Source organism: Streptomyces sp. ERV7, assembly GCF_001653515.1.
In the GTDB taxonomy this organism is placed as follows: Bacteria; Actinomycetota; Actinomycetes; order Streptomycetales; family Streptomycetaceae; genus Streptomyces.
In genome coordinates, this window is sequence record NZ_LYOY01000029.1 from 1321935 (window position 1) to 1336492 (window position 14558).

Genomic DNA, 14558 nt, shown 5'->3' on the forward strand with positions numbered 1-14558 from the left:
GTCAGCTCGGTCCGGCCTTGTAACCGACACCACGGACGGTCACCACGATCTCCGGACGCTCGGGGTCCTTCTCGACCTTCGAGCGGAGCCGCTGCACATGCACGTTTACCAGCCGCGTGTCCGCCGCGTGCCGGTACCCCCACACCTGCTCCAGGAGCACCTCACGGGTGAACACCTGCCACGGCTTGCGCGCCAGCGCGACCAGCAGGTCGAACTCCAGCGGGGTCAGGGCGATGGACTGCCCGTCCCGCTTCACGGAGTGACCCGCCACGTCGATCACCAGATCGCCGATCGCCAGCTGCTCCGGCGCCGGCTCCTCCGACCTCCTCAGGCGCGCCCGGATACGGGCGACCAGTTCCTTCGGCTTGAACGGCTTCACGATGTAGTCGTCCGCCCCGGACTCCAGGCCGACCACCACATCCACGGTGTCGCTCTTTGCAGTGAGCATCACGATCGGCACACCGGACTCGGCCCTGATCAGCCTGCAGACCTCGATGCCGTCCCTTCCGGGCAGCATGAGGTCCAGCAGCACCAGGTCCGGCTTGGCCTCACGGAATGCCGCCAGTGCCTTGTCGCCGTCCGCTACGAACGACGGCTCAAAACCTTCTCCACGCAGCACAATGCCGAGCATCTCGGCCAGCGCGGTGTCGTCGTCGACGACAAGGACGCGTCCCTTCATAAACGTCATCATCCCATTAGCTAATCGTTACCTGGCGTGACCTGGCACACAGCTCTCTCAAACCGCCGCCGGTCACGGGCGAGAGAACACCTTCTTCGGTGACGATCGCCGTCACCAGCTCGGGCGGCGTCACATCGAACGCGGGGTTGTAGGCCTGCGTCCCCAGCGGCGCCACGGGCAGCCCGCCGCCGGTCCCCCACCCGACCGCGGAAACCTGCGGTCCGGTGAGCTCCGTCACCTCCTGCCCGGGTCGCTGCTCGACCTCGATCGCCGCCCCGTCGGGGGTTTCCAGATCCACCGTCGTGACCGGTGCCACCACGACGAACGGCACGTGGTGGTACTTGGCGAGCACGGCGAGGGGATAGCTCCCCACCTTGTTCGCCACCGATCCGTCGGCAGCGATCCGGTCCGCACCGACCAGAACAGCGTCCACCTCCCCCGCTGCGAACAGCGAACCCGCAGCATTGTCGGTCAGCAAGCTGTACGCCATTCCACTGCGTGCCGCCTCGTACGCGGTCAGTCTGGCTCCTTGGAGCAGCGGCCGCGTCTCGTCCACCCACAGCCGCCGCAGCCGACCTGCCCGGTGCGCGGCCAGCGCCACCGCGAACGCGGTGCCCTCACCGCCGGACACCAGCCGCCCGGTGTTGCAGTGCGTGAGCACGCGGTGGCTGCCACCGGGCAGCAGCTCGTCGAGCAGGGCCAGGCCGTGCGCCGCCATCTTGGCACTGGCCTCCGCGTCCGCCCGGTGCAGGGCCTTCGCGGCCGCCAGGGCCGCCTCCCCCGCTGCCTGCGGACCCGCGCCCTTGTCGGCCGCCGCCTGATACGCCCCGAGCGCCAGCCGCACCCCGTACCCGAGGTTGACCGCGGTGGGCCGCGCCGCCGCCAGCAGAGCCGCGGCCTCCTGTACGTCGAAGCCGCGCACCCCGGCCAGCGCCACCCCGTAGGCCCCGGCGATACCCAGCAGCGGCGCCCCGCGGACGGCCAGCGTCTGGATGGCCCGCACCAGCCCCGGCACATCCGTGCAGACCAGCTCGACCTCCTCGGCCGGCAGGCGGGTCTGGTCGAGGAGCACCAGTACCGGCCCCTCCGGCGGCTCGTCCCAGCGAAGCTGTGCCAGTCCCGACGGCCCGGAGCCGACGGTGGATCGCACCTCGTGATCAGCCATCCGCCCAGTCTGCCCGGTGAGCCGCCGACAATTGAAGGTGCTAACGAGATACGGGGGCCGGTCCGCAGCCCGGGACCGCATGGCACGATGGCTGCCAACCCCAACGAGCCGGCTCGCCGAGCTGGTCCCACGACCAATCCACGAGGTGGACGACCGTGAACGACTCTCCGGGCTGGGCCTCGCCCGGATCGGCCCCCTCCGACGGCGAGGACTCCGGCACGCCCCGGCAGCCCGAGCCCTCCGACCGGGCCCGCGCGTCCTCGCAGTGGTCCCGGAACCAGCCTCCGGCGGGCCAGTGGTCGCCTCCGGCCGCCACCCCGGGCCAGCCGCGGGCTCATCCTTCACCGCCGGAGCTTTCAACCCCCGCCCATGCAGGCAGGAGTATTATCCGGTATTAGACCCCGTTTCCAGGGCTTGTCCCAGAGTGAAGGGCAGATTGCCCACGTGTTACTCACCCGTTCGCCACTAATCCCCACCGAAGTGGTTCATCGTTCGACTTGCATGTGTTAAGCACGCCGCCAGCGTTCGTCCTGAGCCAGGATCAAACTCTCCATGAATGTTTACCGGTAATCCGGTGCACACACACGAAAGAGCGGAACGAACCAGTCGGAATAAGACCAGTCGTCCTCAGCGTCCTCGCTGTGTTGTTGCCACCCGCAAGCGGATGGACTTTTCAAAGGAACCTCCAACCCGCCATCACTGGCAGGCCGGGGTTGTCAATCTGGCGTTGACTTTTGGCACGCTGTTGAGTTCTCAAGGTACGGACGCTTCCTTTGTTCCCGTTTCCGGGCCCTCCGGGCGCTTCCTTCGTTTCCGACTCTATCAGATCTTTTCTCGACCCGATTTCCTCGGCGCTTTCCAGGTTTTCGCTTTCGCGTTTCCCTTTCCGGCGACTCCGACTCTATCAGAATCATTTCGGCCGAGCTAATCGGCTTCGTGATTCGAATCCATCGGATTGGCTCTTCGGAAATTCAATTTCCGGTGTGAGCGAGAGAGATACTAGCCAGTGCGCCCGAACCTGTCCAGTCCGGCGCAACCGTTTGAATCTACCTCCCCACTCGAACCGTGTCAACGGTTTTTGCGGGCGAAGAGGACAGTACCAGGTCAGAGGGGTCGTACGCACATCAGGCGGCCGTGGGAAGGCCGGCGCTGCGGTCCGGTTCGTCGACGTCGCCCGTCTCGCCCTCACGTACCGCTCGGCCGCCGAGGACGTACACGTAGACGAGAAATGCCAGCTCGGCGGCGATGCCGATGGTGATGCGGGCCCAGGTGGGGAGGCCGGACGGCGTGACGAAGGCTTCGATCAAGCCTGAGACGAACAGGACCAGGGCCAGGCCGATGGCCATGCCGAGGGCGGCGCGGCCCTCTTCGGCGAGGGCGTCACGGCGGGTGCGCGGGCCGGGGTCGATGACCGTCCAACCAAGGCGTAGCCCTGTACCCGCGGCTACGAAGACAGCCGTCAGTTCCAGAAGGCCGTGCGGGAGGATCAGGCCGAGGAAGGTGTCGAGGCGGCCGGCCGAGGACATGAGGCCGATGCCCACGCCAAGGTTCAGCATGTTGGAGAAGAGGACCCACAGGACCGGCAGGCCCAGGAAGGCGCCCAGGACCAGGCACATCGCGGCTGCCTGGGCGTTGTTCGTCCAGACCTGGGCCGCGAAGGAGGCTGCGGGGTGGCTTGAGTAGTACGTCTCGTACTCACCACCGGGTCGCGTCATGTCCCTGAGCGTCTCCGGAGCGGCGATCGACGACTGGACCTCGGGGTGGGTGCCGATCCACCAGCCGATGATCGCGGCCAGGGCGGTCGAGAGCAGGGCCGCCGGAATCCACCATCTACGCGCGCGATAGACGGCTGCCGGGAAGCCGACGGTCAGGAAACGGGCGGCGTCGCGCCAGGATGCTCGACGGGTACCGGTCACCGTAGCGCGGGCACGGGCGACGAGCTGGGTGAGACGGGCCGTGAGCTGCGGGTCCGGCGTCGCGGACTGTATCTGTGAGAGATGCGTCGACGTGCGCTGGTAGAGGGCGACGAGTTCGTCGGCCTCCGCTCCGGTCAGGCGGCGGCCACGGCGCAGCAGCTGTTCGAGTCGGTCCCACTCAAGATGGTGGGCGGTGACGAAGACGTCGAGGTCCATGGTCGGCTGCTGCTCCAGGCACTGGGTGCGTACGGTCCGTACTACTGCGGCGCGCTGCGGGCCAGCTTGGCAGACTGAGCTTTCCGAGGGTCGGGGAAGGTCGCCGCTTCGGCGGCCTTGGCAGAGGGCGTCGCTTCGACGGTGACGGTGAAGGGTGGGTACCGGTGAGTGCGCTGGTCACGGGGGATGCGGTCGTGCTGGGCTTGCGGCCCGCGCGGCTGCCCAGTCGCGCGCTCGCGCTCCTCATCGACATGGCCGTGGCCTGGGCTGCCTACTTGATCGTGTCCTTTGCCCTGCTGCTGGCCACCGCTTCCCTCGACGATGCCGCGCAGGCAGCGATAGCCGTCGCCCTGTTCGTTCTCGTACTCGTGGGAGCGCCCATAGCGGTCGAGACGCTGACGCACGGGCGGTCGTTGGGGAAGGTCGCGTGCGGCCTGCGGGTGGTGCGCGACGACGGCGGGCCGATCCGCTTCCGGCACGCGCTCGTGCGCGGGGCCATGGGCGTCGTGGAGATCCTGCTGACCTTCGGGGTCGTCGCCTGTATCGCGTCGCTGGTTTCGGGCCGGGGGCGGCGGATCGGGGATGTGTTCGCGGGGACCCTGGTCGTGCGGGAGAGGGTGCCGGCCGGTCGGGCCGCTGCCGTGCCGCCTCCTCCGCCCTGGCTGATGGGACGTTTCTCCGGGCTCGATCTGTCGGGGGTGCCGGACGCGCTGTGGTTGGCCGTACGGCAGTACCTGACCCGGATGGGGCAGCTCGACGCTCAGGTGAGCTGGACGATGGCGGTCCGGCTGGCCGACGACCTGGTGGCGCGGACGGGGGCGCCGGCGCCAGCGGGTGTGCCTCCGGCCGCGTATCTGGCGGCGGTCATGGCCGAGCGGCAGGCGCGGGACGCGAGGCGGACGTTCGGGGCGCCCCAGGGTGCGGCGCACGTCCCGGCCGCGCCCGGCTGGATCGCGGCTCCCCCGCATAAGCCGTCCGCGACTGCTCCGTTCAGTTCCGCGCCCGCCACTTCCGCTCCGTCCACCTCCACACAGTCCGGCCCCTCGGCAGCGACGCAGGAGCCCGCGCCCGAACCCGATATCCGGTCCGGCACCGGCTTCGTACCGCCCGCCTGAATCACCGGGCCCGATCCTTCGGCCCATCTCTCCCGTCAAGGCCACCTGGCCGGATGCCTGCCCGGCCCGGCCGCAGGGCTACGTCTACGGCGTCCAGGCCGTCGGCGGGCTTTCGAGCGATTCGAGCTCGATTCCGGGAGCCGCGAGGACCACGTCACCGGCGATGTGGACGACGTGCTGTTCGCCCGTGTCCAGGGCGCTGACCTGGTACTCGTCCACGGTCAGGGGGCCGTTGTCAGTGGCGTGCGCTTCACTGTTCACCAAGGCCCAGGACTGGTCGAGGGTGCGGGGTGCCAGGACCGGGTCGGTGAAGGCGACGAGGCGTACGCGGGTCGCGGAGGAACCGGGGGTGAGGCGCAGCAGACGTGACGTGGCGACGAGGAATGCCGGGGATGTGCCGGTGAAGGCGTGGGCGGGGACGTTGCCTTCGGTGGCGTGAGTGCCGGTGGGGTCGGTGCGGACCCAGGTGACGCCGTCGAGGGCGGCACCGCGCACCTGCCAGCCGCCGGCGTGGAGTTCGAGGCGGATGGGGCGGCCGAGGTCGTCGAGTGCGAGGTCGACAGAGCCGGCGGGGTCGCCGGAGGGGGTGGTGAGCTGGGAGACGTAGCGCCAGCCGGAGGGGCCGGGCGCGCAGTGGAAGTGTTCTTCGCCGAGGGGGGTGTGGTCGTGCGGATCGTGAAGCGAATACCGGCCGCGGGGCATGGGGTCCTGTGGTCCTCGGGGGCGTAGGGGTGGACCGTTGTACGGAGCGGGGTACGGGGCAGGCCCCCGGCACGGGGGTCCGGGGGCCTGCCTTGTACCGCTGCTCTCGGTACTACGTTCTGGGTACCGCTCTACGTTCTCGGTACCGCTGCCGCTGAGTCCGTGAGGTACGGAATCAGTAGCGGTAGTGGTCCGACTTGAACGGGCCGTCGACCTCGACGCCGATGTACGCGGCCTGCTCGGGGCGGAGCGTCGTGAGCTTCACGCCGAGCGAGTCGAGGTGGAGGCGGGCGACCTTCTCGTCGAGGTGCTTGGGCAGCACGTAGACGTCGGTCGGGTACTCCTCGGGCTTGGTGAACAGCTCGATCTGGGCCAGGGTCTGGTCCGCGAACGAGTTGGACATCACGAACGACGGGTGGCCGGTCGCGTTGCCCAGGTTCAGCAGGCGGCCCTCGGAGAGGACGATGAGGACCCTGCCGTCGGGGAACGTCCAGGTGTGGACCTGCGGCTTGACCTCGTCCTTGACGATGCCGGGGATCTTCGCGAGGCCGGCCATGTCGATCTCGTTGTCGAAGTGGCCGATGTTGCCGACGATCGCCTGGTGCTTCATCTTGGCCATGTCCGCGGCCATGATGATGTCCTTGTTGCCCGTCGTGGTGACGAAGATGTCGGCCTTGTCGACCACCTCGTCGAGCGTGGTGACCTGGTAGCCGTCCATCGCCGCCTGCAGGGCGCAGATCGGGTCGATCTCGGTGATGATCACTCGGGCGCCCTGGCCGCGCAGGGACTCCGCGCAGCCCTTGCCCACGTCGCCGTAGCCGCAGACGACGGCGGTCTTGCCGCCGATGAGCACGTCGGTGGCGCGGTTGATGCCGTCGATCAGGGAGTGGCGGCAGCCGTACTTGTTGTCGAACTTGGACTTGGTGACCGCGTCGTTGACGTTGATCGCCGGGAAGAGGAGGGTGCCGTCACGGTGCATCTCGTACAGACGGTGGACACCGGTCGTGGTCTCTTCGGTGACACCGCGGATCTCGGACGCCAGCTGGGTCCACTTCTGCGGGTTCTCGGAGAGGGTGCGGTTCAGCAGGGTGAGGATGTAGGCGTACTCCTCGCTGTCCGCGGTGGACGGGTCCGGGGCCGCGCCGGCCTTCTCGAACTCGACGCCCTTGTGGACCAGGAGGGTGGCGTCACCGCCGTCGTCCAGGATCATGTTCGGGCCGCCGGTGGGGGAGTTCGGCCACGTGAGGGCCTGCTCCGTGCACCACCAGTACTCCTCGAGCGTCTCGCCCTTCCAGGCGAAGACCGGGACGCCCTGGGGGTTCTCGGGGGTGCCCTCGGGGCCGACCGCGATGGCGGCGGCGGCGTGGTCCTGGGTGGAGAAGATGTTGCAGGAGGCCCAGCGGACCTCGGCGCCGAGCGCGACGAGGGTCTCGATCAGGACGGCGGTCTGCACCGTCATGTGCAGGGAGCCGGTGACCCGGGCGCCGGCGAGCGGCTGGGTGGCGGCGTACTCCTTGCGGATCGACATCAGGCCGGGCATCTCGTGCTCGGCGAGGGTGATCTCCTTGCGCCCGAAGGCGGCGAGGGAGAGGTCGGCGACCTTGAAGTCCTGGCCGGCGTCGACAGTCGTCATGGCGAGCTGCTCCTCGTGGGTGGGTCGAGGGTGGGTACGGAAGGTCTGCGGGCGCGCCTGAGCACAGCGAGGGCCACACGGGCACCAGCGGGTGCCCGGGCGGACATCGCGATGTCCGGGTGGACACCAAGGGTGTCCGTGGACACCGGAGTGTCCGTGGGCACCAAGTGGTGCCCGTCGCGCTCACAGCGCAGTCCGTCGGAGGCCCTCTCTCCCTCGGCCGGTGCGCGTGGCGTACCGACCGACCGCCATCAGCAGCGACGTCTGGCTCTGGTCACGAATCTACACCGATCGGCCCAGCCGCCCCCAGCCCGGCCCGGATGGCGAGGGGGCGAAATCCAGGGGCGAGAGCCTCCCCAAAGGGGTCTTTCGGACTTCTGATGCGGTGGGCGCTCCTGGACACGGAGTTCCGGGCCCGATCGGCCCGTACGCGCGTGGGGCTCCGGGCGCGGGGTGCATAACCCGCCCCCGTAGACGCGTGACCCCGTAAAACATGCGGGCGGGCCGGGAAACCTCATCCCGGTCCGCCCGCACCTTCACTCGCCCGTCAGTGACCCGTACCCCCCGGCGTAGCCGCCGGGTCCGGGCCCGCCGCGGCTTCTGCCGCGCTGTAGATGTCCGGTTCCAGGTAGATCACCCGGGCGATCGGGACCGCCTCGCGGATGCGGGCCTCGGCCGCATTGATGGCGTGGGCGACCTCCGCCGCCGTGTCGTCGTGCTCGACGGCGATCTTCGCCGCGACCAGCAGTTCTTCCGGGCCCAGGTGCAGCGTGCGCATGTGGATGACGGAAGTGACGGTGTCGCCGTCGACGATCGCGGTGCGGATCTTCGCCACCTCCTCCGTACCGGCCGCCTCGCCGAGCAGGAGGGATTTGGTCTCGACCGCCAGGATGAGGGCGATCAGGATCAGCAGCACGCCGATGCAGAGGGTGCCGACGCCGTCCCAGACGCCGTCGTCGGTGGCCAGCGCGAGACCCACGCCGCCGAGGGCGAGGACGAGTCCGATGAGCGCGCCGAGGTCCTCAAGGAGGACGACGGGCAGCTCGGGGGCCTTCGCCCGGCGTACGAACTGCGACCAGGAGAGCGAGCCGCGCGTCTCGTTCGACTCCTTGATGGCCGTACGGAAGGAGAAGCCCTCCGCGATGATCGCGAAGACCAGGACGCCGACGGGCCAGTACCAGGCCTCGATCTCGTGCGGGTGCTTGATCTTCTCGTAGCCCTCGTAGACGGCGAACATGCCACCCACCGAGAACAGCACGATCGAGACCAGGAAGGCGTAGATGTAGCGCTCGCGGCCGTAGCCGAAGGGGTGTTGGGGCGTCGCCTCACGCTGCGCCTTCTTGCCGCCGAGCAGCAGCAGGCCCTGGTTGCCGGAGTCGGCCAGCGAGTGGACGCTCTCCGCGAGCATCGACGACGAACCGCTGAAGAGGAACGCCACGAACTTGGCTGCCGCGATCGCGAGGTTGGCGCCGAGCGCCGCCACGATCGCCTTGGTTCCGCCTGACGCACTCATACGTGCACGTGTTCCCTTCGTCGGTGTCGCGGCTGCCCGGGTGCCGCCATACGGCCGCACATTGTTGCATCAGGCCACGACAGTGGCGCGAAAAGCAGTGCCCGTTCCGGACAGTTCGGCCTTTTCGCCCGCCCGGACGAAGGCTGCCTGGCCGGGGGCGAGTCGCAGGTCATCGAGTTCCACGGCGCCGGCGGTGCACAGCACGATCTGCGGGGTCGCGGCCGTCAGGTCCGTCGGAGCCCCGCCTTCCGCGCGTACGAAACGGGAGAGGCGGAACTCGTCGATCGGGGTGTCGTAGAGCTCCTCGCCGGTCTCCGACGCCTCGGGGCGCAGCACCCCGGGGTCGGTGGCCTCGAAGCGGACGACCCTGAGGAGTTCGGGGACGTCCACGTGCTTGGGGGTCAGGCCGCAGCGCAGCACGTTGTCCGAATTGGCCATGATCTCCACGCCCATGCCGCTCAGATACGCGTGCGGGACGCCGGCGCCGAGGAACAGGGCCTCGCCGGGCTGGAGTCGGACGTGATTGAGGAGCATGGCCGCGATGACGCCCGGGTCGCCCGGGAAGTGGTGGGCGAGCGTGGCACAGGCCCGGTAGGGATCGCCGCCGAGGCGCTCACAGGCCGCCGCGGCCTCGGCCACCGTCGCCGCCATCTCCTGTGGATCCGCGGACAGTACGGCCGTGAGGACCTCGCGCAGCGCCGCCTCCTCGGGGTGGGCGCGCAGAAGGTCCACATACGGCTTGAGGGAGTCCACGTCGAGCGCGGCGAGAAGATCCGCGGATTCTTCCGGAGCCCGGAACCCGCACAGGCCTTCGAACGTTGTCAAGGCACAGATCAGTTCGGGCTTGTAGTTGGCGTCCTTGTAGTTGCGGTGCGGGGCGCCGAGCGGAACGCCCGCGCTCTCCTCGTCCGCGTAACCCCGCTGCGCCTGGGCGAGATCGGGATGTACCTGAAGCGAAAGGGGGGCGCCTGCCGCCAGCACTTTGAGGAGGAAGGGAAGACGGGGGCCGAACTTGGCGACGGCCGCGTCACCGAGCTCCGTCGTCGGGTCCGCTGCGATGACGTCGGAGAGCGGAGTCTCACCCGCACCCCGGTCGATACGGGACGGGGCGCCCGGATGCGCACCCATCCACATCTCGGCCTGGGGCTCGCCGGTGGGGTCGGTGCCGAGCAGTTCCGGGATCAGCGTCGTGGAGCCCCAGGCGTAGGGGCGCACGGTGTTGGCGAGACGGTCCATGGTTCGCGTGATCTCTTTCGCGTGGTCTCGTACGGATACGGGTGCGGTCGCCGCGTACCGCGCGCGTGCCCCGGCAGCGGTCGGCCTCGGTCATTTCGACGTCGGCATCGCACTGCGACGGCGGCGCCCTACGTCGGGGCCGGTGTCGTGGTGAGGGCGAGGTAGGCGGTCGCGAAGTCCGTGAGGGCCAGGAGTTCCGCCAGGCACTCCAGCTCCGTGCCCTCCTCCGGCTCCAGTTCGCTGATCTGCGCCTCGTGGCTCAGGGCGAGTTCACGCGCGGCCGGGGCGGCCGAGAGGCCGTCCGCCGGGCGGTCGCGCAGCAGGACGACGCGGGCGTGCAGCGCCGCGGGCTCCTCCACCCGGTCGCGGAAGAAGTCGTCCGGGTCGGCGCCCTCCCCGAGCGTGCCCGCGAGCAGGATGGAGTGCGAGGCCAGCGCCTCCGGCAGCTCGCCGGCGAGTGCGGGCCGGCCCGCGAGCTCGGCCAGTACGGTCGCGAAGCGGCGGCCCGCGGGGGCCGCGCCCTCGCCCTCCGTCCAGACGAGGGGGAGCGAGTCGGCGAGTTCCGTCGCGAGGGTCTTCGCCGGGTTGCTGTACGTGGCGATGGCCGGGCCGCAGCGTTCCGCGGTGCGGTCGAGCCGGTCGGCGATCTTCTCCAGCGTCTCCGGGGGCGCGGCCGTCAGCCCCAGGCGGTCGAGCAGGGCGAGGATCGGGGTGAACAGGGCCCACAGCGCGCTCGGCGAGGCGGCGGGGGTGCTCCCGTCCTCGTACAGCTCGTGCGGGGCGGTCGCCAGCGGCACCACCAGGCCGTGCACCCCGTCGACGGCCTCGGAGAGCGGGGAGCCCTTCGGGGCGACGGCCACGACCGTGCAGCCCCGGCGGTAGGCCTGCTCCGCCAGGAGCGCCAGGCCGGGCTCGCTGCCGTCGGTCGTGGTGATGAGCAGGAGATCGACCGAGCCCGCCCAGCCCGGGAGGTTCCAGCGCAGGGCGCCCGCCGCGGCGGCCACCCCGGTCGAGACGAGCCGGGCGACCGGCGCGGAGGCTCCGGCCAGCGCCGTGACCAGGTCGGCCACGCCGGCGGCCGCGGTGCCGGGGCCCGCGACGAGTACGGCCCGGGGGCGGCCCTCGGGCTGCAGGTCCGCGATGCCCGCCTCGACGGCGTGCCGGGCGGCGGTACGGACGCGGGCGCCGGCCTCGGCGGCTCCGCGCAGCAGACCGCGGCGGTCCGCGCGGGCCAGGGCTTCCGGCGCGTCGAGCAGCGACTCATCGAGCATGTGCGGCGGCCTCCGGGGCGATCGGGGTTCCGGGTCACTCGGTTCCCGGCTGGTGCGCCGGGCGGGGTCCGTGGGACGAGGTCCGCGCGGGGCGGGGTTACGCCGGGCGGCGGGCCTCGTCCACGAGGAGTACGGGGATGCCGTCGCGGACCGGGTACGCGAGGCCGCAGTCCGCGCCGGTGCAGACCAGCTCGGGCGTCTCCTCGGCCGTGGCGTCCTTGAGCGGGGCGTGGCACGCGGGGCAGGCGAGGATGTCGAGGAGGCCGGCTTCGAGCGGCATGGGGGTCCTTCCGGAACGTCTTCGTCGTCTACGTGTACGTGGATCGGGTGCCTGGATCAGGCCTTGTCACCCTACCGCCGGGGTGCGGTGCGGGCTCCCCGGGTGGCATGGCCGGGCCGGTGGTGGCGGCGGACGCCGGCACCGGCCCGCGAGGCCGCCGGGGCAGGTCCGGAGACGGCAGGGACCCGGGCCCGGCCGTCTCCGGCGCGGGACTACGCCCGTACCAGCGCCAGGACCTCGTCCCGCAGCTTCGCCATCGTCGGCTCGTCGCGCGCCTCCACGTTCAGCCGCAGGAGGGGCTCGGTGTTGGAGGGGCGCAGATTGAACCACCAGTCGGCCGTGGCGACGGTCAGACCGTCCATCTCGTCCATGGTGACGCCCTGGCGGGACGCGAAGGCCGCGCGGACCGCCTCCGTACGGGCGGCCTGGTCGGTCACCGTCGAGTTGATCTCGCCCGAGCCCGTGTAGCGGTCGTAGACCGCCAGCAGGCGGGAGAGCGGGGCCTTCTGGGTGCCCAGGGCGGCCAGCACGTGCAGGGCCGCCAGCATGCCGGTGTCGGCGTTCCAGAAGTCCTTGAAGTAGTAGTGCGCGGAGTGCTCGCCGCCGAAGATCGCGCCCGTACGTGCCATCTCCTGCTTGATGAACGAGTGGCCGACACGGGTGCGGACCGGGCTGCCGCCGTTCTCGCGGACGACCTCCGGGACCGACCAGGAGGTGATCAGGTTGTGGATGACCGTGCCGCCGGGGTGCTTGGCCAGCTCACGGGCCGCCACCAGCGCGGTCACGGCGGACGGGGAGACGCCCTCGCCGCGCTCGTCCACCACGAAGCAGCGGTCGGCGTCCCCGTCGAAGGCGATGCCCAGGTCGGCGCCCTCGGCGCGGACGCGCTCCTGGAGGTCGACGATGTTGGCGGGGTCGAGGGGGTTGGCCTCGTGGTTGGGGAAGGTGCCGTCGAGCTCGAAGTACATCGGCACCAGCGTCAGCGGCAGACCGTCGAAGACGGTGGGGACGGTGTGGCCGCCCATGCCGTTGCCCGCGTCCACCACGACCTTCAGGGGGCGGATGCCGGAGACGTCGACCAGGGACTTGAGGTGCGCGGCGTAGTCCGCGAGGGTGTCGCGCTCGTCGAGCGTGCCGGTCGTCGGCGCCGCCTCCGGGGCGCCGGACTGCGACCAGCTCTCGACGAGGGCGCGGATGTCGGCAAGACCCGTGTCCTGGCCGACCGGGGCGGCGCCCGCGCGGCAGAGCTTGATGCCGTTGTACTGGGCCGGGTTGTGGGACGCGGTGAACATGGCGCCCGGCAGGTCCATCTGCCCCGACGCGTAGTACAGCTGGTCCGTGGAGCACAGGCCGATCATGGTGACGTCCGCGCCCTGGCGGGCCGCGCCGCGCGCGAACGCCGCCGACAGCCCGGGCGAGGAGGGGCGCATGTCGTGCCCGACCACGATCGCGTCGGCGCCCACCACCCGGACGAAGGCCGCTCCGAAGAGCTCGGCCAGGGACTCGTCCCACTGATCCGGCACCACCCCGCGGACGTCGTACGCCTTCACGATCTGCGACAGATCAGCAGCCACGGCCCAACCCTTCTGAAATCACCTGCGGAGACGTGCGGCCCCTGGGACCGAGGCTACCGGCTGGCACTGTCAGGGCCCGGTGCGGTCAGGGTTCCGGTGAGCGCAGTACGCGGAGGTGGCCTCGGCGGGCGACCTCCATGGGGTCGGCCGCGCGGGCGCCACCGGCCTCGGCGGCGCGCTCGTGGGGGCGGGCCGCTTCCCGTACCGCGTTGGCAAGCGCTTCCAGGTCGTCCCCGCTGGGACGGCTCGGGGCGGAGGCGTCGGTGAGGCGGACGACCTCCCAGCCGCGCGGCGCGGTGAGGCGCTCGCTGTGCTCGGCGCACAGGTCATAGCAGTGGGGCTCGGCATAGGTGGCGAGCGGGCCGAGGACTGCGGTCGAGTCCGCGTAGACGTACGTCAGTGTCGCGACGGCAGGGCGGCCGCACGCAGTGCGCGAACAGCGACGTACAGGGCTCACGACGTTGGACGGTACCGCACTCTTGAGCGGGCCGCGACGACTCTCCACCGGGTCACTCCACCGTGTCGCGGTGTGAGCCCGGGCCCAGCGGCCCCGTGAGCAACTGGGCTGACCTGCACGGGAAGAGGGCCGCACGGTGTGTGACCGGACCGATTACGTTCCGTACTTGAGAATCTTCCGGTCAAACGACGTGAAATCCACTGTCCGGTATGGGCTGGTAATCGCTCTCAAGCGAGAGGGAAACGGTCATCTCGCGACATGCCGTCGAACGGGCCGCCGCCGCGATCGCATGGCGCTCCGGAGGGCTACGCTGCGTCAGTGATGGACAGTTCCAGCTCCGGCATCGGCACCGGCCCCGACTCCGTACCGGCCGGCCCGCGGCCCCGCCGCCGCGACCGGCACGGCAGGGGCATGCGCGGACCCGTGGCCCCGCCCCAGGTGCCGCTCTCGGCGAGCCGCGCGGAGAGCTTCCGCGACCTGGTGCGCGACTCGGTGGAGCGCCTTGAGCGGCGCTGGCCGCAGCTGGCCGACGTCGACTTCCTCGTCTCCGACGTGCCGCTGCCCGAGTCCGACGACGACGGATGGAGCGACGAGGCCGTGCCGCTGGGGCGCGCGCTGCCCGCCTCCAAGGGCTCGCCCGCACGGATCATCGTCTACCGGCGGCCCGTCGAGATCCGCACCAAGAACCGGGACGAGCGGGCCCTGCTCGTCCACGAGGTCGTGGTCGAGCAGGTCGCCGAACTCCTCGGCCTCGCACCGGAGTCGGTCGATCCCCGCTACGGACAGGACTGAACCGAAAGA

13 protein-coding genes and 1 other annotated feature are annotated in these 14558 nt (G+C 70.5%); of the genes, 2 read left to right on the forward strand and 11 right to left on the reverse strand.

Annotation, left to right across the window (positions count from 1 at the left end; all coding sequences use genetic code 11):
- Window position 1: 1 nt before the first annotated feature.
- The 3 genes from mtrA to A8W25_RS12345 all read right to left on the reverse strand — a co-directional run bounded on the left by mtrA (window position 2) and on the right by A8W25_RS12345 (window position 3976).
- On the reverse strand, window positions 2-691 hold the full coding sequence (mtrA, locus tag A8W25_RS12335; RefSeq protein WP_188278465.1) for a two-component system response regulator MtrA: 690 nt from the start codon (window positions 689-691) through the stop codon (window positions 2-4).
- Window positions 692-695: 4 nt separating this feature from the next.
- Window positions 696-1844 (reverse strand): S-methyl-5-thioribose-1-phosphate isomerase, encoded by a 1149-nt coding sequence (gene mtnA / locus A8W25_RS12340; RefSeq protein ID WP_067159758.1) that lies wholly within the window; start codon window positions 1842-1844, stop codon window positions 696-698.
- A gap of 249 nt (window positions 1845-2093) precedes the next feature.
- Window positions 2094-2355: a sequence feature (16S ribosomal RNA rRNA prediction is too short), on the reverse strand.
- A 613-nt stretch (window positions 2356-2968) separates the two neighbouring features.
- A complete protein-coding gene (locus A8W25_RS12345; RefSeq protein WP_067159761.1) occupies window positions 2969-3976 on the reverse strand; it encodes a stage II sporulation protein M in 1008 nt (335 codons plus the stop codon).
- Between the two features lie 164 nt (window positions 3977-4140).
- Between A8W25_RS12345 and A8W25_RS12350 the strand changes: the two genes are divergently transcribed.
- Window positions 4141-5091: an RDD family protein gene (locus A8W25_RS12350; protein WP_067159764.1), complete on the forward strand. Its 951-nt coding sequence runs from the start codon at window positions 4141-4143 to the stop codon at window positions 5089-5091.
- Window positions 5092-5175: 84 nt separating this feature from the next.
- On the opposite strand, the gene A8W25_RS12355 is transcribed toward A8W25_RS12350, so the two are convergent.
- The 8 genes from A8W25_RS12355 to A8W25_RS12390 all read right to left on the reverse strand — a co-directional run bounded on the left by A8W25_RS12355 (window position 5176) and on the right by A8W25_RS12390 (window position 13805).
- Entirely contained in the window at window positions 5176-5793 is a 618-nt protein-coding gene (locus A8W25_RS12355; protein ID WP_067159767.1) for a hypothetical protein, read from the reverse strand.
- Between the two features lie 175 nt (window positions 5794-5968).
- Window positions 5969-7426: an adenosylhomocysteinase gene (ahcY, locus tag A8W25_RS12360; protein ID WP_067159770.1), complete on the reverse strand. Its 1458-nt coding sequence runs from the start codon at window positions 7424-7426 to the stop codon at window positions 5969-5971.
- A gap of 547 nt (window positions 7427-7973) precedes the next feature.
- Complete coding sequence (locus tag A8W25_RS12365; protein WP_067159772.1) at window positions 7974-8939, reverse strand: cation diffusion facilitator family transporter; 966 nt, start codon at window positions 8937-8939, stop codon at window positions 7974-7976.
- 69 nt (window positions 8940-9008) lie between these two features.
- The gene (manA, locus tag A8W25_RS12370) at window positions 9009-10175 is read right to left on the reverse strand and encodes a mannose-6-phosphate isomerase, class I (protein ID WP_067159775.1); all 1167 of its coding nucleotides are present in this window, start codon (window positions 10173-10175) and stop codon (window positions 9009-9011) included.
- 128 nt (window positions 10176-10303) lie between these two features.
- Window positions 10304-11446, reverse strand: coding sequence for an SIS domain-containing protein (locus tag A8W25_RS12375; RefSeq protein WP_067159778.1), 1143 nt, complete (start codon window positions 11444-11446; stop codon window positions 10304-10306).
- Window positions 11447-11543: 97 nt separating this feature from the next.
- Window positions 11544-11726 carry a Trm112 family protein gene (locus tag A8W25_RS12380; protein ID WP_067159781.1) on the reverse strand — a complete coding sequence of 61 codons (183 nt, stop codon included), beginning with the start codon at window positions 11724-11726 and terminating at the stop codon, window positions 11544-11546.
- 212 nt (window positions 11727-11938) lie between these two features.
- Window positions 11939-13300, reverse strand: a complete 1362-nt coding sequence (locus A8W25_RS12385) for a phosphomannomutase/phosphoglucomutase (protein WP_067159784.1) — start codon at window positions 13298-13300, stop codon at window positions 11939-11941.
- An 85-nt stretch (window positions 13301-13385) separates the two neighbouring features.
- Entirely contained in the window at window positions 13386-13805 is a 420-nt protein-coding gene (locus tag A8W25_RS12390; RefSeq protein WP_067159787.1) for a DUF3499 domain-containing protein, read from the reverse strand.
- A gap of 273 nt (window positions 13806-14078) precedes the next feature.
- On the opposite strand from A8W25_RS12390, the gene A8W25_RS12395 reads away from it, so the two are divergent.
- Complete coding sequence (locus A8W25_RS12395; RefSeq protein WP_067159790.1) at window positions 14079-14549, forward strand: metallopeptidase family protein; 471 nt, start codon at window positions 14079-14081, stop codon at window positions 14547-14549.
- Window positions 14550-14558: the final 9 nt, after the last annotated feature.

Excerpts from the sequence above, each read along its gene's own strand:
- A8W25_RS12365 (WP_067159772.1), bottom strand. The coding sequence starts at position 8,939 with ATGAGTGCGTCAGGCGGAACCAAGGCGATCGTGGCGGCGCTCGGCGCC.
- mtrA (WP_188278465.1), bottom strand. The coding sequence starts at position 691 with ATGATGACGTTTATGAAGGGACGCGTCCTTGTCGTCGACGACGACACC.
- A8W25_RS12345 (WP_067159761.1), bottom strand. The coding sequence starts at position 3,976 with ATGGACCTCGACGTCTTCGTCACCGCCCACCATCTTGAGTGGGACCGA.
- A8W25_RS12380 (WP_067159781.1), bottom strand. The coding sequence starts at position 11,726 with ATGCCGCTCGAAGCCGGCCTCCTCGACATCCTCGCCTGCCCCGCGTGC.
- ahcY (WP_067159770.1), bottom strand. The coding sequence starts at position 7,426 with ATGACGACTGTCGACGCCGGCCAGGACTTCAAGGTCGCCGACCTCTCC.
- mtnA (WP_067159758.1), bottom strand. The coding sequence starts at position 1,844 with ATGGCTGATCACGAGGTGCGATCCACCGTCGGCTCCGGGCCGTCGGGA.
- A8W25_RS12395 (WP_067159790.1), top strand. The coding sequence starts at position 14,079 with ATGGACAGTTCCAGCTCCGGCATCGGCACCGGCCCCGACTCCGTACCG.
- manA (WP_067159775.1), bottom strand. The coding sequence starts at position 10,175 with ATGGACCGTCTCGCCAACACCGTGCGCCCCTACGCCTGGGGCTCCACG.
- A8W25_RS12375 (WP_067159778.1), bottom strand. The coding sequence starts at position 11,446 with ATGCTCGATGAGTCGCTGCTCGACGCGCCGGAAGCCCTGGCCCGCGCG.
- A8W25_RS12355 (WP_067159767.1), bottom strand. The coding sequence starts at position 5,793 with ATGCCCCGCGGCCGGTATTCGCTTCACGATCCGCACGACCACACCCCC.